The sequence below is a fragment of the Kribbella sp. NPDC056951 genome (assembly GCF_042674205.1).
GTDB lineage: Bacteria > Actinomycetota > Actinomycetes > Propionibacteriales > Kribbellaceae > Kribbella > Kribbella yunnanensis.
Map to the genome: position 1 here is coordinate 435,830 of NZ_JBHUQZ010000004.1, position 22,891 is coordinate 458,720.

Genomic DNA, 22,891 nt, shown 5'->3' on the forward strand with positions numbered 1-22,891 from the left:
CTTGCTGCCATCACGGAACCGTGTAGAGGTGCACCTTGGCCGTCGGATCGTTCGCGATGATCCGTTGCTTGTGCCCTGGTGCACGGACGGGCGGCGGGGCGTCGTACTCCGCGTAGTGCCGCCGGCCGTTCAGAGTGTATTGGAGGTCCGGCCGGTTGACGCCGACCCGATCGCCGTTGATGTTGACCTGCTGCTGGTTGACGCGCATGTCGGTGGCACCGCGCGCGCGGAGTGCGCGGATGTCGTTCTGCAGCTGGGCATTCTGGGTCGGGCTGTTCCCGATCTTGCGCGCCAGTGACTTGGCAGCCGGCGCCATCGGTTTGGCCGCGATATCTCGTGCAGTTCGTGGCGCGACCCTGCCGGTCGCCTGCCGGGCGACCGCGGCGACCTTGCCCGCTGTCCTCCCGCCGGCCGTCTTGATCGCACCGGTGGCGGCCTTCGCCGCACCCGAGATCGCTTGTCCGGCTGCGGAATTGGCGACCGACGTACCGGCCTTGCTGGCGGCTGCGGTCACCGCCTTGCCCGCGGTCGTGTTGGCCAACGCTCTGGCCCCGGCTCCGAGACCTGCGCCGATCCCCGCGGTCAGACCACCGACCGCGGCCCCGACACCGACTTCGGTGGCCAGACCACCCCAGGAGAAGTCCTTCTTCCCCTCGGCGACATCGACGCCGTACCCGGCCGCCGCACCGGCAGCGCCGGCTGCGACACCAGCCATGATCAGGCACCCGACGCCGGTCGCGCAGACCGCGCCGATGGCGATGCCGACCCCGATGCCGACTGCGATGTTAGTGATCAGTCCCTTGTGCTCGTCGACCCAGTCGACCGCCTTGCTGACACCACTCTTCACCGCGTTCCAGGCACCCGACAGACTCCACAGACCGGTCGGGTCCATGTAGGTGATCGGGTTGTTCTCGGCGTACGAGTACGGATTCGCCGCCTGCGCGGACGATCCGTCGGTCGCCGGGTCGGTGGACAGGAACCGGCCCAGGGTCGCGTCGTAGTACCGCTCACCCAGTGCGCTCAGTCCGGTGGTCGGATCCTTGATCTTGTTCAGCCAGCCGTGCTCGGATGGCAGTGGCGGCAGCAGGTTGCGGATCTCGCCGTACGGCGAGTAGTAGGTGCGAGCCGCGATACTGGTGCCGTCGGCAACCGAAATCTGCGCCGAGCCCTGCTGGTCGTTCAACTGCCAGACCACGTTGCCGAGCGTCTGGCGGACAGCGACCGCAACACCCGCCTGGTCGTAGAACCGGCTGGACGCCTTGAGTACACCGGCGATGATCGTGAGTTCCTGGCCGTCGATGTACAGCGTCGCGGTCACCCCGAGCGGATCAACCCGAGCCGTCCGCGTTCCATCCGGCAGGTAGACGAACTGCGTCTCGCTGACCAGCGTGCTGGTCTCGGACTCGAGCCGCTGCTGGGCATCCCACTCGAGCTTGGTCGGAACCAGCCCACCGAGCAGACCGGGCCGCTCGATCATCGCGCCGTTCGCGTCGTACTTGAAGCCGGCCGCGCCGGCCTTCGTCACCGCGTGCGGATGCGCCGGATCGCCGTACGCGTACTTCTTCGTCAGCCCGAGCGTCGTCTCCGAGGTCAGGTTGCCGTCCGGCGTGTAGGTCCACGACTGGTTGTACCCGGCCGGTCCGTCGTGGACGGTCTCCGACGAGCCGTCCGAACAGTCGGTCTGGTACGTCGTCCAGCTGTGGTTGAGCCGGTTGAGTCCGTCGTAGTCGAAGCAGGTCGCGACGGACTTCGAGCCCGTGACGTCGGTGATCTGCTGAATGTTGCCGTCCGGATCCCAGGCGAAGCTGTCGTCCTGGGCAGCCTTCTCGTCGCCGATCAGGGTCTGGATCCGGGACAGTCGCTGAGTCTGCGGCTCATAGCCGTAAGCGCGTCGCAGTGAGTGATGCGCATTCGCATACTCACGACCGGCGAGTTTGCCGTCAGCCGCGTAGCCGGTCGACGTGACGTACGAATCCGTGTGCGTGTTGCCAGTCAGCGGATCAGTCAGCTCACCGGACAGCGTCGTCGGGTTCCCCAGGTTGTCGTACCCGGCGGTGATCGTCTCCTTCGGATTACCGAGCGCCGGGTCCTGGTACGTCGTCGTGAGCTTGTTGTCCGCCTCGTCGTACCCATAGTTCACCGTGTACGACGACCCGTGCAGCAGACCGCCCACTCCCTGCGGGAACGTCCATTTGCGCCCGGTGATCCGGCCGCGAGCGTCGTACCCGATGGCGGCCCGGGTGAACGCCTTGCCCTTCCAGTACGTCGTTTGCGCCGTCCCACGGCCGATGCCGTTCGCGATCTCGGTCGAGTCGTACGTCCAGGCGGCGATCTTCTCGCCAGTCCCGGCCGCACCGGCGTACCGGGCGGTCGGCCGATCCAAGGCGTCGTACTGCGTGGACACCGTCGGACCCGGTCGACCGGACGCCAGCGTCTTCGCGTCCCAGGTCGCGAGGACGTTCCCCTCATCGTCGTACTGAGTGCGGCTCCGGCCGGAGTCGGCGTCCACGGTCTCGGTCCTGCGATCGAGCAGGTCGTAGCTGAATGTGGACTTGTGACCGCCCGGATCCGTCGTACTGGCCAGCAGACCGGATGGGTAATAGGTGTACGTCGTGGCTGCGATCGACGACCCGGTCCCGTCCTCGGTCTTGACCTGACGACCGCGGACGTCGACCCAGGACGTCTTCACCACACCACCTGGGGGCGGAGTCGTCCGGAGGTGATCGCCGTGGTATGCAGTCGACGAGCTCCACAATTCCTTGCCCTGGGCAAAGTGTGCGGCCTTGGTGTTGCGCCCGAGGGCGTCATAGCTGTGCCGCGTCTCGACCACCTGGTCACCCGGCACTGCCTGGAGCGAACTCCCCGCGGCAGCGTCGACGACAACCGGAAGCGTCTCCGCGGCGACGTGGCCCGTGTCGTCGTACCGGGTGTCGGTGATGATCGTCTTCGGCTTGTCGCCGGTCGACGCCGGCGAGACCTCTTGGGTCTGGCGTTCGCGGCCGGTCGAGTCGAGGAACGACCACGACGTCACGTAGGTCGTCCCGGACTGCAGCTCCTTGGTGGTCACCAACGGAGGCTGCTTGTGATCCGGGTCGAGCTGGTAGCTGAAGACCTTCGCCGCGGGGGCATCCGCGGCCTGACCCGGCAGCCGGACCGTAGCCAGGCGGCCGAGCGGGTCATAGGTCTGCGAGGTGACCTGGTTGTTGGCGTCCTTGACCGTCGACGGCTGCTGGCGATCAGGATCCATCGTCGTGATTTCGGCCTGGCCGAGGGCGTTGGTCTCGGTGACGGTGACGGGCTGCCCGGTTGCCGGGGCATAGACGGTCTTGTTCGTGTGGCCGTTGGCGTCGGTTTCGGTGAGGCTGCGGCCGTAGGCGTCAAAGGTGACTGAGGTGGTGGTGGTCTTGGTGATGTCGTTCGGACCGCTGGCGGTGACGGCCGAGACGGTCTTGGTGACATCGCCCTTGCTGACCGGACCACCGGCCGTGTCCGACCCGTCGTAGTACTGGTCCTTGGACGAGATCAGGCTCTTCGGCGCGGCACAGGTGCCGTCGTACGTGCGGACCCGGTACGGGAACGCGAGCATCCAGTCGCCGATCGTGGCGTCGTCACGTGCATAGCTCGTGCGCGTACAGCGAACGTCGGCGCCGGCCGTGTCGACAACGTCGGTCGCCTGGCCATAGTCGTCGTACGTCGTGGTCATCTTCGTGGTTCGGGTGGTGTTCGCGCCGCCAGCCTCGGGGACGACTGCCTCCCGCTTGATCGACTCGCTCTCGACGACCAAGTGGGCGTCGTCGTCCGGATCGGTCTTACCGGGCTCGAGCGGCGTCGTGTGCGCCGAGGTGTACGTGTGCAGCGAACCGCCCAGCTCGTACGACGGGTTGCCGGACGCGTCCAGCGCGAATTGCTGCGTCTCGCGCTCCTTGCCGCGCAACCAGGGCACGTCCTTGACCGAACCGCCGGTCGAGTCGGTGACGTCGACGGACTTCTTGTCGCCGTTCGCGAGCCGGTCGCCGTCCATCCCCTGGAAGAACAGGTTCCGGGTGACCTCCAGCGGCTTCGCGGCCTGCGACAGCTTGACCACGTCAACAGAGCCGTAGCCGCGCCAGTCGCTCCAGGTCTTCCGCTTGACCGGCGTCACGTCGTCATCGTCGTAGTGCCACGACGCCTTGCCTCGGTACCGGTACTCGTTGACCTGCGGCGGTGCGCCACCGGCCTGGTCGACCACAGTGACCTTGCTGACCAGGTACCGATGCCACCAGCCGAAGCCTGAGCTGTCGCCGTTCGAACGCCAGCCCGGGAAGCAGGTCTTGGTGTTGGTGTCGGCCTTGCCCTCGGGGATGGTGTCGATCGTGCAGCCGTCGGGCTGGGTGTAGCCGACCTCGACCCGGCGGCCGAGCTCGTCGGTGACCGTGCTGACCCGCAACTTCTGCAGCTTCGGTACGCCGCTTCCTGGCGCAGCGTCGACGCGGTTGGGCGACTCGCGACCCGCGATCACGACCGGAGGCAGCTTCTCGGTACCGGATCCACCGAGGCCGACCTGCTGGAACTTCTCCAGCCACAGCGACGCGCTGGTCCCGTCGGATGGCTCCGGGAACGAGTAGGTGAAGTCCACCCGGTCGACATCGACGAAGTCGGTGCCGTCGTTGCGCTGCGCGGTGACCGAGCGCAGCAGCTGGTTCGTGAAGAAGCTCGGCGACTTCTGCTCATCGCCGGTACAACTGCCGGTGCACACCTGATCCATCGGTACGTCGGGGTACGAGGACGCGTGGTCCTTGTCGAACGCGGGACACGTGCCGGATCCACCGGCCGCCTCGATACAGCGCAGGTCGGTCGCGAAGTGCAGTCGCGCGGGAGCCGTCGTACCCTCGTCGCCGGAGCGCTGCGAGTAGACGATGTCGCGGACGTGGCCGCCGCGGATGTACTCGGTCGACTTACCGGACTCGCCGTTGCGGGCATACTTGTTCTTCTCGACATCGTAGAAGTACGTCGTACTGTTGCCGTGGGCATCGACTACGCCGTCGAGGTTCCAGCGCCAGGCCTGGGTGCACCAGGAGTCCTCGACACTGCTCTTGTGACAGGGCTCGCCGTCGTCGTCGCCGAAGACAGGAACGGTGAAGACCGAGTTGGTCGCCGTACCGGTGGTCGCCTGCTTGCCGCGACCGAAGGTGAACGTCATCCCCTGCGGCGTCCGGACGACCCAGTACTCGCCGTCGTTGTCGCCGTTGTCGGCGTCCTTCTTGCGTTCCACCTTCCAGCCCGGGTCCTGCTTCGCCCGCCAGATGTCACCGCCGGCGGCCTTGTCCTTGACGAGCTCGGAGGAGGTGCCTTCGAGGGACAGCATCAGCTGTTCGCCGGCCCAGCACAGGTCGCCGGTGTCGCCGCCGTCGTCCGAGCAGCCGTTGTAGCGGCGCTCCAGGTACGGCGTGTCGAGGTTCCAGCCGAGGCCCGCCCAGGAGGGCTGCGCGTTCTCGGAGGCGGTCATGCCGTCGACGGACTGCGACGAGTAGGACAGGTCCAGGTCGGGTGCCTTACCGGAGATCGCAGCGACCTTCGGAATCGGGTAACTCCAGTTGAAGTCACCCGACTGCAGGCCGACGGACCACTTGCTCGACGACGAGAGCTTGGTCGCCGTGTACGAGCCGGCCTCACCGCTCGGGGCGGCTGCGACGACGTACACCATGCCTTGCTGAGCGACCGGAAGTGTCGCGGTCAGCTTGTGGTTGACCAGGTCGATCTTGCTCGGCACCGGTCGGCTGCTTGCACACGCGGCCGCTGCCGGGGTCTTCAGAGCGCAAGCAGGCTTGGCGATCAACCGCAGGCGGGACTCGAAGTTCCCGCCGTACGCCTCGGCGAAGCCGCCGACGTCGACGCTGACACCGACCGACGCCGTACGGCGGCTGCCGTCGGCGCGGGTGAGCTGCAGCGCGAGTCCGTGTCCGCCGAGCTTCTCGGCGACCGTGCGGTCGTACGTCGCGACGGTGACCTGGTCCGGACCACCGGCGACCGGGCGCAAGGAAACGGCTCCAGCGCTACGGGAGCGGCTGGAGCCGGAGAGGTTGACGGAGGCGGTGGCCGCGGCGGGCCAGACAACCTTCGTCGGTGTCGCCTGCGGCCTGGCGGTGCCGGCCGTGGACGGATCGAGCTGTGTCGGCACTGTCCGGGCCGATACGGAGATGACCGAATTATCGGCCGAGACCGGATCGGGTTTCTTCGGATCGGCCGCCGCGGCCGGTGGTCCTTGTAGACCGGTGACCACTACGGCGAGGGCCAGAACGCTTGCAGTGAACGATTTCGGGCGGGACGAACGCATGCCGCACTCCCCCAGAGCGTTGGCGTCACGTCGCGTTCGGGCGTAAACGCGACGTGATCAAACCTCTCTGAGGGTTCGCACTTCTGTCAAGAGTGTTTCAGCGTCATCGAAGCTAAGCCTGGTTGGCCAGCAAGGTCCGGACCAGACGGAGGCCTACCGACAGGTGAGCCAGTTCCGGGCCTTCGGTGTCGACGATTTCCTCGAGCATGGTGGCTGCTCTGGACAACGCCGTCGCGTTCTGGTCCTGCCAGGCGATGACCCTGGTTTCGGGGTCGGCGTCGGCATCGGTGGTGGCCAGGACCTGCCGGGTGAGGCGGGCGTGGACGGCATGAAGGTCGTCCCTGAGAGCGGCCCGGGCCATCGTCTGCCACCGGTCGGTGCGGGGCAGGCCGATGATGCGCTCGAGGAAGAGGCCCAGCTGCAGGCGTTCGTTCAGCGCGAAGTGGACCTTGGCGACCTCGAAGATGTCGAGGTCGTCGGCCGAGGCCGTCTCGACGATGCCCAGACCCGCGTACGCCGGGGGCAGGATCGCGACACTGGTCGCGACGTCGACCGGGACGCCCTTCTCGACCAGCGCCTCGCGACGCTGCTCGAACAGCGCCAGCTCACGCCCGCGCAGCAACTCCGGCAACGCCGTGGTCAGCTTGGCGATGCCAGGACCGAACGTGTCGATCAGGTCCTGGATGTCCACCGGTGGGCGGCGGTTGCTGACCAGCCAACGGGTCGCGCGCTCGACGAGCGTGCGGGTCTCCAGCCGCATGTGCGTCTGGGTGGCCGCGTCGACCACGTTGTCCAGATCGGCGTTCGCCGACAACAGGCTGGGCTGCGCGAAGATCCGGGACGCGGCCAGGTTCGCCCGTACGACGTCCTCTACCGAACCGCCGGTCTCCAGTGAGAGCCGGTGGAACGCGGTGATCCCGGAGGTGTTCACGAACTCGTTCACCACCTGGGTGGTGATGATCTCGCGGCGCAACTGGTGGGACTGGATCTGGTCGGCGAACCGCTCCTGGATCGCCTTCGGGAAGTACGACGCGAGTTTGTGCTTCAGGAACGCGTCGTCGGGCAGCGTGGTCGCCAGCAGGTCGGCCTCGAGCACGATCTTGGTGTAAGCGATCAGCACCGACAGCTCCGGCGAGGTCAGGCCACGCCCGTCGGCCTTGCGGCGCTTGAACTCCGCGACACTCGGCAGGAACTCCAGCTCGCGGTCCAGCAGCTTCTGCTTCTCCAGCCGCCGTACCCAGTCCTGGTGCACGTGCATCAGCGCCGGGGCCTGCGCAGCCGCGTTCGCGAGCGCGATGTTCTGCCGGTAGTTCGACTTCAGCACCAGCCCGCCGACCTCGTCGGTCATCGACGCGATGATGTCGTTGCGCTGCTTCTCGGTCAGATCGCCGTCGGCGACCACCGTGTCGAGCAGGATCTTGATGTTCACCTCGTGGTCGGAGGTGTCCACGCCGGCCACGTTGTCGATGAAGTCGGTGTTGATCCGGCCGCCGGTCGCGGCGTACTCGATCCGGCCGAGCTGGGTGAAGCCGAGGTTGCCGCCCTCGCCGACCGCCTTGGCGCGCAGCTCGGAGCCGTTGATCCGGATCGGGTCGTTGGCCTTGTCGCCGACATCGCCGTGCGACTCGGCGGCCGCCTTCACGTAGGTGCCGATGCCGCCGTTCCAGAACAGGTCGACGGGCGCCTTCAGGATCGCGTTCATCAATTCGGCCGGGGTCAGCGTCGACGGCGAACCCTCGATCCCCAGCGCGTCGCGCACCTCGGCCGAGGCCGGGATCGCCTTCTCGGTCCGCGGGTAGACCCCGCCGCCTTCGGAGATCAGCGCCGCGTCGTAGTCGGCCCACGACGAGCGCGGCAGCTCGAACAGCCGGCGCCGCTCCGCGAAGGACTTCGCCGCATCCGGCGCCGGGTCCAGGAAGATGTGCCGGTGGTCGAAGGCCGCGACCAGCTGGATGTGCTCCGACAACAGCATCCCGTTGCCGAACACGTCACCGGACATGTCGCCGACACCGACCACGGTGAACGGCTCGTTCTGGCAGTCGTGGCCCATCTCGCGGAAGTGCCGCTTGACCGACTCCCACGCACCGCGCGCGGTGATGCCCATCGCCTTGTGGTCGTAACCCACCGAACCACCTGACGCGAACGCGTCGCCCAGCCAGAACCCGTACTCCTTGGCCACACCGTTCGCGATGTCGGAGAAGGTCGCCGTACCCTTGTCGGCGGCAACGACCAGGTAGGCGTCGTCCTCGTCGTACCGGACCACGTCGCGCGGCGGAACGATGTCACCGGCAACAATGTTGTCGGTGATGTCGAGCAGCCCGGAGATGAACGTCTTGTACGACGCGATCCCCTCCGCCAACCACGCGTCGCGATCCACCTGCGGATCCGGCAGATGCTTGGCGTAGAACCCGCCCTTCGCGCCGACCGGCACGATCACCGAGTTCTTCACCATCTGCGCCTTGACCAGACCCAGCACCTCGGTCCGGAAGTCCTCGCGCCGGTCCGACCAGCGCAGACCACCACGTGCCACCGCGCCGAAGCGCAGGTGCACACCTTCGACCTGCGGTGAGTACACGAAGATCTCGTACGCCGGCCGCGGCTGCGGCAGCTCGGGGATCGCCTTCGGCTCGAGTTTCAGCGAGATGTAGGTCCGCGGCTGTCCGTCGGCGCCCGGCTGGAAGTAGTTCGTCCGCAGCGTCGCCTTCATCACCGTCAGGTACGACCGCAGGATCCGGTCCTCGTCCAGCGACTGCACGGTGTCCAGCGCCGCGAGGATCTCCTTCTCCAGCAGATCGCATTGCGCAACCCGGTCCGGGTCGTCGGCGTCTCCGCGGGTCGGGTCGAAGCTCGTCTCGAACAGCTGAACCAGCAGCCCGGCGACGTCCACGTGGGCGAGGAAGGTGTTCTCGATGTAGTCCTGGCTGAACGGTGTACCGCCCTGGCGGATGTAGCGCTGGTACGCACGCAGGATCGACACCTGCCGCCAGCTCAGGCCACCACGCAGTACGAGCGCGTTGAGCTTGTCGGACTCGGCCTTGCCCTGCCAGACAGCCTGGAAGGTGTCGGAGAAGAGCTGCCGGAGCTCCTCACGCTCTTCGGCCTTCGGCGGTGCCTTGAGGCCGAAGTCGTAGATGTAGACCATGCCGTCGTCGCGGCGGATCTCGTACGGGCGTTCGTCGATCACCTCGACGCCCATGTGGGTCAGCAACGGCAGCACCTGGGACAGCGACAGCGCGGAGCCGGTCCGGAACACCTTGAACCGGCGCTCCCCCACCCACTCCTCGTCGATCGGGCTGTACAGCGACATGGCCAGACCGTTGTCGGCAGGTAGTCCCTCGAGCACGGCGACGTCGTTCACCGCGACGCGGGCGTCGAAGTCCTCCTTGTACGCCTCGGGGAACGCATCGGCGTACCGGCGGGCCAGCTGGGTGACCGCGCCGTCGCCGCCCTTGGCGTGCAGGGCTGCGGTGAAGTCGTCCTCCCAGGCCCGGGTGGCCTCGATGATGCGCTGCTCGAGCAGCTCCTGGTCGTAGTCGCCGACCGTCGTACCGTGTGCCATCCGGACGACGAAGTGGACGCGTGCGAGCACCGACTCCGTCACGTACGCCGCGTAGGTGACGGACTCGGCACCGATGGCGTTCTTGAGGATCTCCTGCATCTTCAGCCGGACCGCAGTCGTGTAGCGGTCACGCGGCAGGTACACCAGGCACGACAGGTAGCGGTTGTACACATCCCGGCGTACGAACAGCTTGACCGCGCGGCGCTCCTGCAGGTGCAGCACCGACTGCACGATCGGCAGCAGGTCCTCGACAGGTGCCTGCAGCAGCTCGTCTCGCGGGTAGGTCTCGAGTGCGTCGAGCAGTCCCTTGCCACTGTGGCTGCTCGGGTCGAACCCGGTTAGCCGGAACAGCTCCAGCGCCTTTCGCCGCAGCACCGGCACCTGCATGACGCTCTCGGTGTATGCCGTCGACGACAGCAGACCGATGAAGCGGCACTCCCGGACCGGGTCACCGTTCTCGTCGAACTGCTTGATGCCGACATAGTCCAGGTACGTCGAGCGGTGCACGGTGGACCGCGAGTTCGCCTTGGTCAGGATCAGCAGCTTGCGCTCACGGGCCTTGGCGCTCACCTCGGGCGGGAGCTTGCCGGTGCCCGGCTTCGGGTCCGGTCGCAGGATGCCCAGACCGGTCCCCGGACGGCCGCGCAGGATGCCCTGGTCGCCCTCCATGGTGAAGTCGTACTCGCGGTAGCCGAGGAAGGTGAAGTGCTCGTCGGCGAGCCACTCCAGCAGCTCCTTGGCCTCCTCCACCTCGTTCGCACTGACGGGCAGAGTGGACGGGTCCAGCGAGGCGGCGATGGTAGTCGCCTTCTCGTGCATCTTCGGCCAGTCCTCGACCGCTTCGCGGACGTCGTGCAGCGCTCGCTGCAGCGCCTCCTCCAGGGCTCGGTGCTGGGCCACGTCGGCGATCCGCTCGACCTCCAGGTGCATCCAGCTCTCGCGGACCAGGTCGTGCGCGTCCGAGGCGGCGGTGTCGTCCAGCACCTCCTCGAGAGTGCCGGTGACATCACGGCGGACCACGAACTGCGGGTGGATCAGCAGCTGGATCTCGAGGTCGCGGGCGGTGATCACCATCGAGGCGCTGTCGACCAGGAACGGCATGTCGTCGATGACGATCTCCACGACGGTCCGCCCGTTCGCGGTCCAGCCGTGCTCCTCCAGGGTCGGGGTGAAGACGTGCACCTTCGCCGTGCCCTGCGGGCGGGAGATCGCGCTCTTGTAGTGGTGCCGGGCCGCCCCCAGGCAGTCGGCCGGCTGGCGCTCGGCCACGTCCTCGGCTGCGACGTGCCGGTAGTAGCGCTCCAGGAAGGTCTTCAGCTTGCCGGGATCAACCGACTTGTCGTGACCATGTGTCCCCGCCGCCACCGCCTTGGCGAGCACATCCGCCTTCTGGACGTCCAGCTTGCTCTGCATTCCCCACCGTCTCCACGTGACCTCTCGACGCTGGCCGGCGCCGGGCCGCACGCCGTTGTGCGGTCACTCAGAGATTAGTCCACCTTGGTCACTGGTGTGATGTCGGGACGGCCCTGTCCGGGCACTGGTCAGTAACCCTTAACAGACTTGTCGAGGCGCAGGGCGAGGGCCGGACAGGCCAGAACCGCACGGCGTGCATCCGGTACCTCACCGGCGGTGATTTCACGCCCTTTCAGGACCGGAAAACCCCACTCGTCGAGAGCTACGTCACCTCCCAGCAGGGTCGCGCAGAGGCCGTGCCCGTCGCACCGGGTCCAGTCGATTTCCAGCCTAGCCATGGGTGACCTCCAGAACACCGAGCACCGGTCGGCCGCATCCACCGGCTTGGTGTCGTCTGATGTCGTCGTCGAATGCCTCGAGGGCAGAGGCGAGGAACCGGGCGGCGCCATCCGGGTGGGCGCACGCGCCCCGGCCCGGAACCAGGCCGAGGTGCCGCTGAGCGTCGTACCAGCCGGAGGCGTCGCCACGGACGATGCGGTCGAAGTCGTCGACCAGTCCGGCGAGGCCGAAGACGCACGGGCCGCACTGCCCGGCGGACTGGCTCGCCAGCCACTGGGCGACCCGGTGGACCTCACCGAGCGGGCAGGTCTCCGTTCCGAGCGCCACGACGATGCCCACGCTTTGCAGCGTCACTCCGGTCGTTTGAGGGACCCAGCGGCCGTGGTACCCACCGAGCAGCACCGGACCTCGGTCAGCACCGGTGTATTGGAGGACGGTCTCCAGCGGCACGCCGACTGGTGTCTCGATCACCCCTGGTCGCCGCACTGCGCCGGCGACGGTCAACAGCTGGGTGCCGGGCTCGCTGCTCAGTCCGGTGCTGCTGAACCGCCTGGCACCGAGTCGAGCCAGTACGGCGAGCTGGGCGAACGTCTCGACATTCGACAGGAAGGTGGGGCGCCGGTGGTAGCCCTGCTGGGTGGGCAGCACCTTCCGCCCAGGCGGTACCGCCCGTCCACCTTCGAGAGCACTCAGGACTGCCCGGGCCTCCCCTGCCACGAACCGTCCCGGCGTTTCGGTCACCTCGATCGCCAGCCGGTCGTCGCGTTCCAGGATCGCCTCCCGGATGGACAGCGCGGCTTCGGCGTCGTGGACGGCGATCAGCACGTGCGGAGCGCCCAGTGCATGGGCCAGACCGGTAGCGCCGTCCAGAACGAGATGTGGTGCGAGGGTGAGCAGCAGCCGATCCTTGCGACTCACTGGCTCGCTCTCGGAGCCGTTGACGACCACTGCCTCGATCCCACGCTCCGATAGGCCGGCCAGCTTGCGGGCGACCGGGAACGCCGCACCGCCGCGCCCCTTGAGGCCGACCGCTTCACACAGCTCGGCGTACGCCGCTCGGGTCAGCTGGGGCTGCGCACCATGAGTCCACAGATGCGTCTGCCGATCCAGCCGACCACGGTCCAGTCCGGCGAGCAGACGGGCGTCTCCGATCACACTGGTTGCTAGCAAGGTCTTCATCGGGTCCTCACTAGGTTGGTTGGCGCATAGGTGTGCGCGCGGTAGAAGCTGGCGCCGACCACGGCCGCCAGACAGCTGAGGGTGATGGCGAGCATCCACGGTGTACTGCGGTCGGTTCCGGCCAGGAGTGCGTGCCCGATGGACAGGGCCCAGCCGACCGAGGCTGCGATGTGGATCGTGCGCCAGTACTTGCTGAAGGTTCGAGAGTGCGCCAGCCGGCCACGGGCGGCTCCGGCGACCGCGGCGAGCACCAGCCCGTACAGGGCGAGCGTTCCGATGGCCATCGCGAAGGGGCGGTAGCCGGAAGCGAAGGGCCAGAGCAGAACGGTCGGACTGATCGCCACGTTGCTGTCGGCGATCACTGCGACGATGTGGGCTCCCAGGAGCACCAGTCCGGTGACGGCTGCGGAGCGGTGCACGTACTGGAACCAGAAACGACGCTCTGGGTTCCGACTGCCCGAGGTGACGATTCCGAGAGCCGCTGACAGCGTGAACATGATCATGGCGACCACGCCGGCCGCGCGGGCGACGTACCAGAGTGTCATCAGGCGGCCTGCGTTGATGCGGGCCAGCCGGCCAGTTCGGTGACCTCACCGTCGTTGGCGACCATCCGGGCCGGGTGTCCAGCCAGGGTCAGTCGCCCGACCGCCGCCTCGCCGGTGGCGATGAGCGCCGTACTGAAGGTGTTCGCCCGTACGGCGGTCGGCGCCCAGACCGAGGCGGTGCGCCAGGGACCGTCAGCCGGTTGTCCGGTCCGCGGGTCGATGATGTGGTGCCCGTTCTCCCAGCAACGGGAGGTGCGGGTAGAGGTGGTCAGGCCGCCGTGGGCGAGTGTGACGAGTACACCGGCTTCACCTGCACGCTCAGCCACGGTGATGACCCACGGCTCGGCCGGCTGGCCGGCTGCGCACAGGTCGCCACCGATCTCCACCAGTACTGCGCAGCCATAGCGCTTGCTCAACACCAGTGCGGCACGGTCGGCCGTCCACGCCTTCGCCGTCGCACCCAGGTCGAGTGCGGCACCTTCCGGTACGCCAAGCAGCGCGAGCTTGCGGTTGAGCTGCACCTGCTGCCAGCCAGGGACGGTCGCCGCCAATGAGGCCGGTTGCGCGAGGCGACGCCGTACGGCCTCGATGTCGTCGTCGTAGCCGGCGGCGATCACCGCAGCACCGACGGTCGGGTCAACCGCACCACCACTGATCGAGGCCGCCATCAGACTGACGTCGACCAGGTCAACCAGCAGCCGCGAGACCGGGACCATCGCGCCGCCGCGCTGGTTGACGATCGACAGCTCGGAGTCCGGGCGGAAGCGGCTGGCTGCCTTGTCGACGCGATCCATCAGCGCCTTGAGCTCGCCACAGGCCGCGCCGAGCACGGCAGGGTCGTCGACCGTGAGGCGGACCGTGCAGCTCCACGCGGTCCAGGTCCGGGACGCGCTCATGACCCGTTGCTCCCGCCCTGAGAGGTGGAGCCGGAGGACGCGCTGCCCAGACCGCTGTCGCTTGACGTGCTGCCGCTCGAGGAGCTGCCGGTCGAGTCGCTGGACGTCGACGTACCGGAGTCGGTGGAGCTGGCGGACGGGGTGGCGTGCCGGGCGGAGACTACGGCGACGGACAGACCTGCTGTGCCGAGGCCGAGTACGGCGGTGGCCGCCGCGGCCACGGAGGCCCGGCGCAACCAGCGCCGCCGCCGGTCGGAGAAATCGTCGAACGCTGCTGTGGTGACCATGACCGACAGCCTGGTCGCGCGCGCCTCAGCCGCACTCCAAGAGACCCTCAAGCGAGCATCAAGTTCTGCTGAGAACTCCCTGAGCACGGCCTCTCAGGTCAGCAGTGCCCCCGGACCTCCGGCGGGCAGTCGGACACCTCGTGCTTGCGAATGGTGTCGACGACCTCGTCGGACGCCTCCCCCAGCGCGGTCAACCGCTCCGGGCCGAAGACATCGACGAAGAACTTCCGGATCCGGGCCGCATGCTCCGGCGCACACGCCTCGATCGCTGCTCGACCCTCGTCGGTGATCGCGACCTCGGGATACCGCGCGTCACACGACTCCCGCCGTACCAGCCCGCGCTTCTCCATCCGGGTCAGGTGGTGGGACATCCGGCTCTTCTCCCACTGCGTCGCCTGCCCGAGCTCGAACGCGCGCATCCGCCCGGTCTCCGCCTCGGACAGATTCACCAGGATCTCGAAGTCGGACTTGGACAACCCGAACTCGCGCTGGAGGTGCCGCTCCATGTGCGTCTCGAGCGTTTTGTGCATCAGCAGATAGCTGCGCCACGCCTTCTGCTCGTCGTCGTCGAGCCACGGTCCTGTACCCACAGCAACCATCGTACCCGACCCGGTTGACACATCAACCTAACGAGCTATGATCGGTTTCGAGTTGACACATCAACCTAACTCTTCCCGAGGAGCAGATATGACCGAGCGCAAGCTCATCGCCGTCGTCGGAGCCACCGGCACCCAGGGCGGCGGCCTGGTCCGCGCCATCCTCGACGACGCCTCCGGGGCGTTCGCCGTCCGCGCACTGACCCGCAACGCCCAGTCCCAGTCGTCGCAAAAGCTCGCCGCCGCCGGCGCCGAGGTCGTCGAGGCCGACCTGGACGACGAGGCCAGCCTCCGAGCCGCCTTCGACGGCGTGTACGGCGCCTTCGTCGTCACGAACTACTGGGTCGAGCGCACCCCCGCCGAGGAAGCCGCCCGCACCCGCGCCGAGATGGAACTGGACCAGGCAACCAACGCCGCCCGCGCCGCCAAGGCCGCCGGCGTGCAACACGTCGTCTGGTCAACCCTCGAAGACACCCGCCCGTTCTTCGGCGACCGCACCGACGTCCCCAGCCTCGACGACGGCCGCTACAAGGTCCCCCACTTCGACGCCAAAGGCGAGGCCGACGACATCTTCCGCCGTACCGGCGTCCCCACCACCTACCTCCGCACCACCTTCTACTTCGACGCCTTCCTCCAGGACCTCAAACCCCAACGCAACGCCGAAGGCACCCTCACCCTCACCTTCCCCATGTCCGACAAACCCCTCTCCGGCGTAGCCTCCGCCGACATCGGCCGCACCGCCCTGGAAATCCTCAAGCGCCCCGACCTCATCAACCAAACCATCAGCATCGCCGGCGACCACCTCACCGGCCACCAGTACGCCGACCACCTGACCGCCGTACTGGGCGAGCCCGTCACCTACCAACCCGCCACCTGGGACGAGTTCCGCACCTACCCCTTCCCGATGGCCATCGAGATGAGCAACATGTTCCAGTTCTACGCCGAGAACCACGAGGAGTTCACCGGCAACCGCGACCTGGCCGCCGTGCGGGAGCTCAACCCGCACCTACTGTCCTTCGACGCGTGGCTCGCCCTGCACAAGGACGAGCTGAAGGCCACCGTCCGCTGAGAGCCATGGGCTTGAGACTCAGAACGCCTCTGCCATGTGCCCGATGAGGTTGTACGTCGCCTCGGTTGCGAAGTCGCCGCTCTTACCGCGGATCACCAGTGTGTGCTTGCCGATCGTCGACCCAGGTACGGCGAACCAGAGGCCGCAAGCGACGCCCTTGAGCGGGCCGGGGTCGAACCCACTGGGGTTGTCCGCCTCAGCGGTGAACCGGATGTTCTCGGCTTCGAGCCGCTGGACCGGGACGGGCCGTCCGTCGAACGTGACGCTGCCCGTCGCGTTGGCCAGGAAGGTCCGGCATCCCTGTTCGGTGTCGACCAGGTTGACCACCGGACCTACCAAGGGACGTTCAGCAGGCCAGTTGCACTTGCGCGAAACCTTGCCGCCGAAACTGCCGGCGACCAGCCAGATGTCGTCTGGTTGACCGTTCCCGCAGAGACCACCCGTAGTGTCGAGCACCGGATTCCTGGTCTCCGTGGCCGACGCCCACGTCCACCAGCGTGACTGCAGCCGCAACGACCCGAGAGCGATCGGCGCCTTCGTCCCTGACGAAACGGCTGGAGTGGTGGCGGGCGGGCTCTGGGTCGCAGGCAGTGCCGTGGGTGCGGAGCCGTCGGCCTGCGGAGCGGCGGAGCAACCGCTCGCCAGCGCCGCCGCAACGATCAGGACCAGGATCTTTCGCATCCGCGACCCTAACCCGGCGAGCCGCGCACGTTGAAGTAGCCGCCGGATCAAGCTCCTGGCCGGTGGTCGGGGGCTTGGGCGGGTCGGGTCAGGTCGTGACCAGGAAGGGCGGGGTGGCACCGCTGAAGGTGCTGATCTTTCCGGTGAGGAACTCCTTCCAGGCGCCGTGGTGGACGATGCGGTACTTGCCGGCCGGGGTATCGGCGGGGATGTCCCAGGTGATGTCGGCGCGGGATTCGGCGCCGAAAGTGCGGGTCCAGTGGAACTTGGTGGCCCAGTCGCCGTCGTCCGCGTGCCGGACCCAGACGCCGTTCACTGAGCGCTGGACCTCGAGGAAGGTGTCGTCGCGCCGCAGGTCGTTCTTCGGGTGGCCGGTGACAAAGCCGGCCGCTACCTGCGCACCGGGCTGATAGGTGGGCTTCGGCGCGGTGAGGACGTCACCGAACTTCTTTCCCGGCGGCGGGCCGTCGAAGACGACACCGGGCTGGAAGTTGACGAGCTTGCCGCGCAGGTCGCGCGGGGTCGGCCCGGGCGGCACGGTCGTGCCGGCCTTCATCGCAGCGGCGAGCTTCGCGAACTCCTGCTGGTACGCCGGCAACGTGTACCGGCCGAACAACGTCGAGCCGCCTTCGTACTGCTGTGAGTCGTACTCCTCTGGTGTCGTCACGTACTGGCTGTAGGCGTTGGCGAAGCTCTGCACCAGCACGTTCTCCACCGGTACGCCGAGCTCCGCGGCAACGGTCTTCCGCAGCCGCCACCCGCCGACGATGGTGATCTCGGCCGGAAGCCCGAGCAGGTGCAGTTGGCCGATCCGCATGATCTGCAGCGGGAGCACCTCGGGCACCCACGGGTACGGCTTCATCAACCCGAACGGGACCGCGATCAGCTTCGGCGCCTGCGCGTCCGCGAGAGCCTGCGGGATCGGCGCGTCGGTCCCACCCAGCCAGTCGATGAAGGGATTCTTCGCGCCCTCCGGTAGCGGCAGGCCCGGGCCGTCTTCGGTGCTCCCGGCAAGCATCGAGACACCGATCGCCGCCGTACAGGTCTTCTGTGGTTTGCCGTTCGGCGTGTAGCGTCCGTCGACCGCGACATTCGACATGTTCACGTAGAACGTCCGGTAGTCGACGCCGCCGGTGATGACTTCGTTCGCCGCCTCGAACGCGCGCTGACCGGCCTGGAACTGCAGCTCGCCGATGTGCTTGGTGTTCGCGAACTCGGTTTCGGGTGTGCCGGGCTGGAGGTTCAGGTTCGGTGACATGTCGCCGGCGTTGCTCTGGGCGAAGGCCGCGACGAAGCCGGGCGCGCCGTCGAGATAACGGACGCCGGCATCGTCGTGCTCCCAGGTGTAGGCCGCGTACCCCTTGTTGTCGCTGCTGATCAGGTGATTTCCGTTGCTCATCGATGTCCCGTGAGTGGCGAACCACGTGATCGCACCGACGTCCTGGGTGCCTTGGCGGAAACGCAGTACGGTCACCGCGGGGTCGATCGCGTCAGGGAAGTGCGCCTTGTCCGGGTTGAGCTCGAAGGCGACGCGTGAGCGATTGACGCTCGCCCCGGTCAGCTCCGTTCGGCCGATGGTGATCGACCCGGGTGCGAGGTCGTCATGGGCCCGGCCGATGGCGTCGACGATGCCGTCCACGACTGCGTCGTAGACCTGCTGCTGGAAGCCCAGGATCGACAGATCGTACGCCGCGTAGTGCGAATCGCCGCCGCACGCCGAATGGGTGTGCGTCGCGTTGAGGAGTACGTTCTGCTCGGTGTAGAGGGCGCCGTACCTGCCGGCGAGCGACCGAAGCACGCCCTGGTGAACCGACTGGAACAGCTGGCCGAGCTCGGCCGTCACGAAGACGATCCGCCGTCCGCCGTCGTCGACGACATACGCGCGGGCCCGGGTCCGCAGATGGATGCCGGCCGTCTGCTGCTGCGGCATCGAGTAACCCATCATGCCGTTCTCCGCCGCAGGCCCGGTGACATCCCCGATCCCGACGCCGACGCGCAAGCCCGGCTCGGCCGCGGCGGACACCCCGCCGGACAACCCGATGGCGACCGGTGCCGCAACCGCACCGGCGAGGACATGACGACGACTCAGCGACATGGCGAACCCCTCGGACCGAAAGTGAGCAAGCTTCACGTTCTGCCGGACTGTACGCCTTCACTCTGTGTGCAGCAAGAGCTACAGCCAGTTCCACTGCACAGACCCGTATCGTGGGTCGATGTGACCAAGGGGACGACCCGTAGCGTCCGGAAGTCGGGCCTTGACCTGCATCTGGGCTCGGTGGACAACGTCGGGCGAAACGTTCGCGCAAGGCTCATGAGCGCGTTTCGGGAGGCGATCCGGAGTGGGCGGTTGGCTCCGGGGACTCGGTTGCCGGCTAGTCGGGTGCTGGCGGGTGACCTTGGGGTTGGGCGTAGCACTGTGGTGCGCGTCTACTCGGAGTTGGTCAACGAGGGATGGCTTACGGCGCTGCACGGTTCGGGGACCGAGGTGTCGCGGCGGTCGGTGGGGGTTGTGGGGAAGCGGGCGCGGACGCCGGTGGCTCGGCCGCGGTTTGTGCATGATTTGCGGCCCGGGTGGCCTGACCTCTCGTCGTTTCCTCGGGAGGAGTGGGTTCGGGCGGTGAAGCGGACGGTGACCAACGCGCCGTTCGAAGCCTTTGGGTACGTCGATCCGCACGGGCGGAGCGAACTGCGTGAGGTCGTAGCCGGGTATCTGGCGCGGGCCAGGGGTTTGCACGCGCACGCGGACAATGTCGTCATTTGTAGTGGAGCGGCGGAGGGGCTGCGGCTGGTTGCGGCGGTGCTGGTGAAGGTTGGGGTCACGAAGGTGGCGATCGAGGAGTTCTGTCTTCATACGCAGCGACCGGCGTTGCTGAAGGCCGGGATCGAACCTGTTCTGCTTCCTGTTGACGGCGACGGTGCCGACCTGTCCGCGTTGGATGAGATACCGGATCTGGGGGCGGTGTTGCTCACGCCGTCGCACCAGTTCCCGCTGGGCGTCGCGTTGCAGTCCGATCGGCGAGCGGCGGTGGTCGACTGGGCGCGTCGGCGGGGCACGTTGGTGATCGAGGACGACTACGACGGCGAGTTCCGGTACGACCGGTCGCCGGTGGGTGCGTTGCAGGGGTTGGACCACGATCGTGTGGTGTACCTGGGGACTGCGAGCAAGTCCCTGGCTCCGGGGTTGCGGCTGGGGTGGCTCGTCGTACCGGATCGGCTGGTCGGTTCGATCGTCGCGGAGAAGGGATGGGCGGAGGAATCCGTCGGGTTCGTCAGCCAGTTGGCGATGACCGACTTCGTCGACTCGGGGGCCTACGACCGGCACATTCGGGCGATGCGGACGCAGTACCGGCGCCGGCGCGAGCAGTTGCTGGAGGCAATCAGCCGGCACTGTCCCACGACGCGCGTGACCGGGATGGCGGCCGGGCTGCACGTCGTCCTCGAACAGCCCGGTCGGAGCGAGGCCGAACTCGTGCAGCGCGCCGCCCGGGAACAGCTCGCGATCGAGCCGCTCGAGTTGTTCCGCAACCCTGGCTGTACGTCGGAGCGTCAAGGTGTGGTCGTGGGATTCGCCGCGCCCTCTGCCAGTGGTTGGTCCGGGGCGCTGGACGCCTTGGTGCGCACCCTGCGCTGACCCCTCAATTGGTTCCCGTTCGCGGGTCCCAAATGGCACCAGGTTGAATGCTCAATGCTGGCTAGCCTCAGAGTCATGTTGACTCACGAGAGACTGCGGCCGGTCGCGACCGTGTTCGCGCGCGTCTCGGCGGTGTGTCGTCTATTGATCGTTGCCATGCTCGTCAGCGCGACAGCCTGTGGCAATGAGAGTACGGCGCTGTCGCCGCCCGCGGTGAATGTCCTTCTGCAGCAGGCTTTGCCCAACGTCGAGGGCAAGACGTTTACGTCGCAGATCGTCGACTTCGCGCCGGGCGCCGCCGCGCCGGCTCATCGGCACGGGCAGGCGTTCGTGTACGCCTATGTATTACAAGGCAGTGTGCGAAGCCAGGTCGACGCCGGCCCGGCGACCACCTTCCGGCAAGGCGAGAACTGGTTCGAGAATCCAGGTGCCCACCACGTCGTCGCGGCCAATGCGAGCAAGACCGAGCCGGCCAAGCTGTTGGTCGTCTATGTGTCCGCGACCGGCGACTCGCTGCAAACCAACGATCAGTAAGCGCTGAGGCCAATGCGCCTGGGCTGGAGAAAGGAAATGTGCGATGAAGGCGATCGTGGTGTCGGATCAGGCCGCGGGGACGGCCGGGATGAAGTTGGTGGACCATCCGTTGCCGGAGGCGGCGGGTAACGATGTGCTGGTCGAGGTTCACGCGTCAGGGTTCACCACGGGGGAGCTGGACTGGGACGGGACTTGGACCGATCGGCTCGGTCGGGATCGGACGCCGTCGGTGCCCGGGCACGAGGTCGCGGGTGTGGTCTCTGCTCTTGGGTACGGCACGCGGGGCTTGTCGGTGGGTCAGCGGGTGTTCGGCCTCACCGACTGGACGCGTGACGGCACCCTGGCGGAGTACGTCGCGGTCGAGGCGCGGAACCTCGCCCCGTTGCCGGGTGACATCGACTTCACGGTGGGTGCGAGTCTGCCGATCTCGGGATTGACCGCGTGGCAGGGCTTGTTCGTGCACGGTCGCCTTCAGGTGGGGCAGAGCGTGCTCGTGCACGGTGCCGCGGGCGGCGTGGGCTCGATGGTGACACAACTGGCCCGCGAAGTTGGTGCGTATGTGATCGGCACGGGGCGGGCCGGTGATCGGCAAACCGCGCTGGACCTCGGCGCCCACGAGTTCGTCGATCCCGAGCAGGACTCGCTGGCGGACGTCGGCGGAGTCGACCTGGTGTTCGACATCTTCGGTGGCGAGATCCTGAAGCAGTCCGCAGGCCTCGTCCGCGCGGGCGGAACATTGATCACCATCGCAGGTCCGCCGGAGGCGCGGCCGGCTGATGGTCTGGCGATCGATTTCGTCGTCGAGGCCGATCGCGCCCAACTCGGTGAGCTCGCCCAGCGAGTGCGCGAAGGACGACTGCGCACCGTCATCGGCAACATCGCCTCCCTCGACGACGCCGTCGCCGCCTTCAACCCCACCGAACGAGTCAAAGGCAAGACCATCATCAGCGTCCAGGGATAACCATTCCCCTGTCCGATGTGTGGGTGAGCAGGTGTACTGCGGTCACCTGGCGGGGAGTTCGGACATCTGGTCAGGTGTCCGAGCTCCCCACTAGGTGTCGCCGCCGGTCCGGTTGTGGCGCCCGGATCCGACCGGCGATCTGAGCCCACCTGCCCGCCGGCAACAGGAACCATTCCTCTGGCCGCACGGCCCGATGCCCTAAGGGGAGGACAATGCTGACCGTGGATCGAGTCGATCGCCTCTGACCGTGCAATGAGGATGCGGCGAACATCGCGCTATGCCAAGATTCGTGCGCGGAGCGCTCAGCTTCCTTGTCCTTCTCGCCACCACGCTGGTCGCCGTCCCGCAGGCCTCCGGTTATCCGGGGGAATACTGGGGCCACATGCGATTTCGGAACGCCGTGACGCAGACCTGTCTCACTCTCGGGTCCGACGAACAAGCGCTCTACCTCAAGCCATGTCAGAGCATCCACCCCCAAGAGTGGTGGTTGACGAACCAGTCCAGTGGCGCGGACGCTTACTACGAAGTGTTTCTGCCGTACTCCAGTCCCTACAAATGCCTCGATGCCATCTGGGGCCACTCGACCAACGCGGTCAACGCCCGTCCTTGTGACAGCAGCCATCACCACCCGGACCAGGAGTGGTTGATCCGGGTGATCGGGGGCGCCACCCTGATCCAATCCCGCAGTACCGGTAAGTACCTGGGCGTCGATGCAGAGGGGTGGCCGCGGCAGTTCGTGAGTCCGGCGGACGCCAGGCAAGGGTGGCCTGGAGCCACCTGGTGCGTCCGGCACACCACCGATCAGACGCTCTGCTCGCCCCAGTGATGTCGCTGCGCGTCGGGGCCTTTGGCAACGATGTCCGGAGCCCGAGGTGATGTCGTAAATCG

15 protein-coding genes are annotated in these 22,891 nt (G+C 67.4%); 5 read left to right on the top strand and 10 right to left on the bottom strand.

All coding sequences use genetic code 11. The annotated features are described in order from the left end of the window. Positions 1-10: 10 nt before the first annotated feature. The 8 genes from ACFTSF_RS20150 to ACFTSF_RS20185 form a co-directional block, all read right to left on the bottom strand. Positions 11-6,313: an RHS repeat-associated core domain-containing protein gene (locus tag ACFTSF_RS20150; RefSeq protein WP_380155166.1), complete on the bottom strand. Its 6,303-nt coding sequence runs from the start codon at positions 6,311-6,313 to the stop codon at positions 11-13. Positions 6,314-6,425: 112 nt separating this feature from the next. Next, the gene (locus ACFTSF_RS20155) at positions 6,426-11,285 is read right to left on the bottom strand and encodes an NAD-glutamate dehydrogenase (protein ID WP_380155167.1); all 4,860 of its coding nucleotides are present in this window, start codon (positions 11,283-11,285) and stop codon (positions 6,426-6,428) included. 128 nt (positions 11,286-11,413) lie between these two features. Next, positions 11,414-11,623 (bottom strand): ferredoxin, encoded by a 210-nt coding sequence (locus ACFTSF_RS20160; RefSeq protein WP_380155168.1) that lies wholly within the window; start codon positions 11,621-11,623, stop codon positions 11,414-11,416. Beyond that, on the bottom strand, positions 11,616-12,803 hold the full coding sequence (locus ACFTSF_RS20165) for an NADH-ubiquinone oxidoreductase-F iron-sulfur binding region domain-containing protein (protein WP_380155169.1): 1,188 nt from the start codon (positions 12,801-12,803) through the stop codon (positions 11,616-11,618). Before ACFTSF_RS20165 ends, ACFTSF_RS20160 begins: the two co-directional genes overlap by 8 nt. After that, a complete protein-coding gene (locus tag ACFTSF_RS20170; RefSeq protein ID WP_380155170.1) occupies positions 12,800-13,348 on the bottom strand; it encodes a hypothetical protein in 549 nt (182 codons plus the stop codon). The genes ACFTSF_RS20165 and ACFTSF_RS20170 overlap by 4 nt, the downstream gene beginning before the upstream one ends. Beyond that, positions 13,348-14,244, bottom strand: a complete 897-nt coding sequence (locus ACFTSF_RS20175) for an FAD:protein FMN transferase (protein WP_380155171.1) — start codon at positions 14,242-14,244, stop codon at positions 13,348-13,350. Before ACFTSF_RS20175 ends, ACFTSF_RS20170 begins: the two co-directional genes overlap by 1 nt. Continuing rightward, positions 14,241-14,531 (bottom strand): hypothetical protein, encoded by a 291-nt coding sequence (locus ACFTSF_RS20180; protein WP_344157902.1) that lies wholly within the window; start codon positions 14,529-14,531, stop codon positions 14,241-14,243. Before ACFTSF_RS20180 ends, ACFTSF_RS20175 begins: the two co-directional genes overlap by 4 nt. Positions 14,532-14,629: 98 nt before the next feature. Beyond that, a complete protein-coding gene (locus ACFTSF_RS20185) occupies positions 14,630-15,121 on the bottom strand; it encodes a MarR family winged helix-turn-helix transcriptional regulator (RefSeq protein WP_380155172.1) in 492 nt (163 codons plus the stop codon). Positions 15,122-15,218: 97 nt separating this feature from the next. Between ACFTSF_RS20185 and ACFTSF_RS20190 the strand changes: the two genes are divergently transcribed. Next, the gene (locus ACFTSF_RS20190) at positions 15,219-16,196 is read left to right on the top strand and encodes an NmrA/HSCARG family protein (protein WP_380155173.1); all 978 of its coding nucleotides are present in this window, start codon (positions 15,219-15,221) and stop codon (positions 16,194-16,196) included. 18 nt (positions 16,197-16,214) lie between these two features. Here the strand turns inward: ACFTSF_RS20190 and ACFTSF_RS20195 are convergent, their stop codons facing one another. Together ACFTSF_RS20195 and ACFTSF_RS20200 are read right to left on the bottom strand one after the other, a co-directional pair. Continuing rightward, positions 16,215-16,877 (bottom strand): acid shock protein, encoded by a 663-nt coding sequence (locus ACFTSF_RS20195; protein ID WP_380155174.1) that lies wholly within the window; start codon positions 16,875-16,877, stop codon positions 16,215-16,217. 88 nt (positions 16,878-16,965) lie between these two features. Continuing rightward, complete coding sequence (locus tag ACFTSF_RS20200) at positions 16,966-18,972, bottom strand: neutral/alkaline ceramidase (RefSeq protein WP_380155175.1); 2,007 nt, start codon at positions 18,970-18,972, stop codon at positions 16,966-16,968. Positions 18,973-19,188: 216 nt separating this feature from the next. On the opposite strand from ACFTSF_RS20200, the gene ACFTSF_RS20205 reads away from it, so the two are divergent. From ACFTSF_RS20205 to ACFTSF_RS20220, 4 genes are all read left to right on the top strand, one after another. Next, positions 19,189-20,508: a PLP-dependent aminotransferase family protein gene (locus ACFTSF_RS20205; protein ID WP_380155176.1), complete on the top strand. Its 1,320-nt coding sequence runs from the start codon at positions 19,189-19,191 to the stop codon at positions 20,506-20,508. A gap of 75 nt (positions 20,509-20,583) precedes the next feature. Further along, positions 20,584-21,042, top strand: a complete 459-nt coding sequence (locus ACFTSF_RS20210; RefSeq protein ID WP_380155177.1) for a cupin domain-containing protein — start codon at positions 20,584-20,586, stop codon at positions 21,040-21,042. 43 nt (positions 21,043-21,085) lie between these two features. Next, positions 21,086-22,003 (top strand): NADP-dependent oxidoreductase, encoded by a 918-nt coding sequence (locus ACFTSF_RS20215; RefSeq protein WP_380155178.1) that lies wholly within the window; start codon positions 21,086-21,088, stop codon positions 22,001-22,003. A gap of 277 nt (positions 22,004-22,280) precedes the next feature. Further along, on the top strand, positions 22,281-22,829 hold the full coding sequence (locus ACFTSF_RS20220; protein ID WP_380155179.1) for a hypothetical protein: 549 nt from the start codon (positions 22,281-22,283) through the stop codon (positions 22,827-22,829). Positions 22,830-22,891 lie beyond the last annotated feature (62 nt).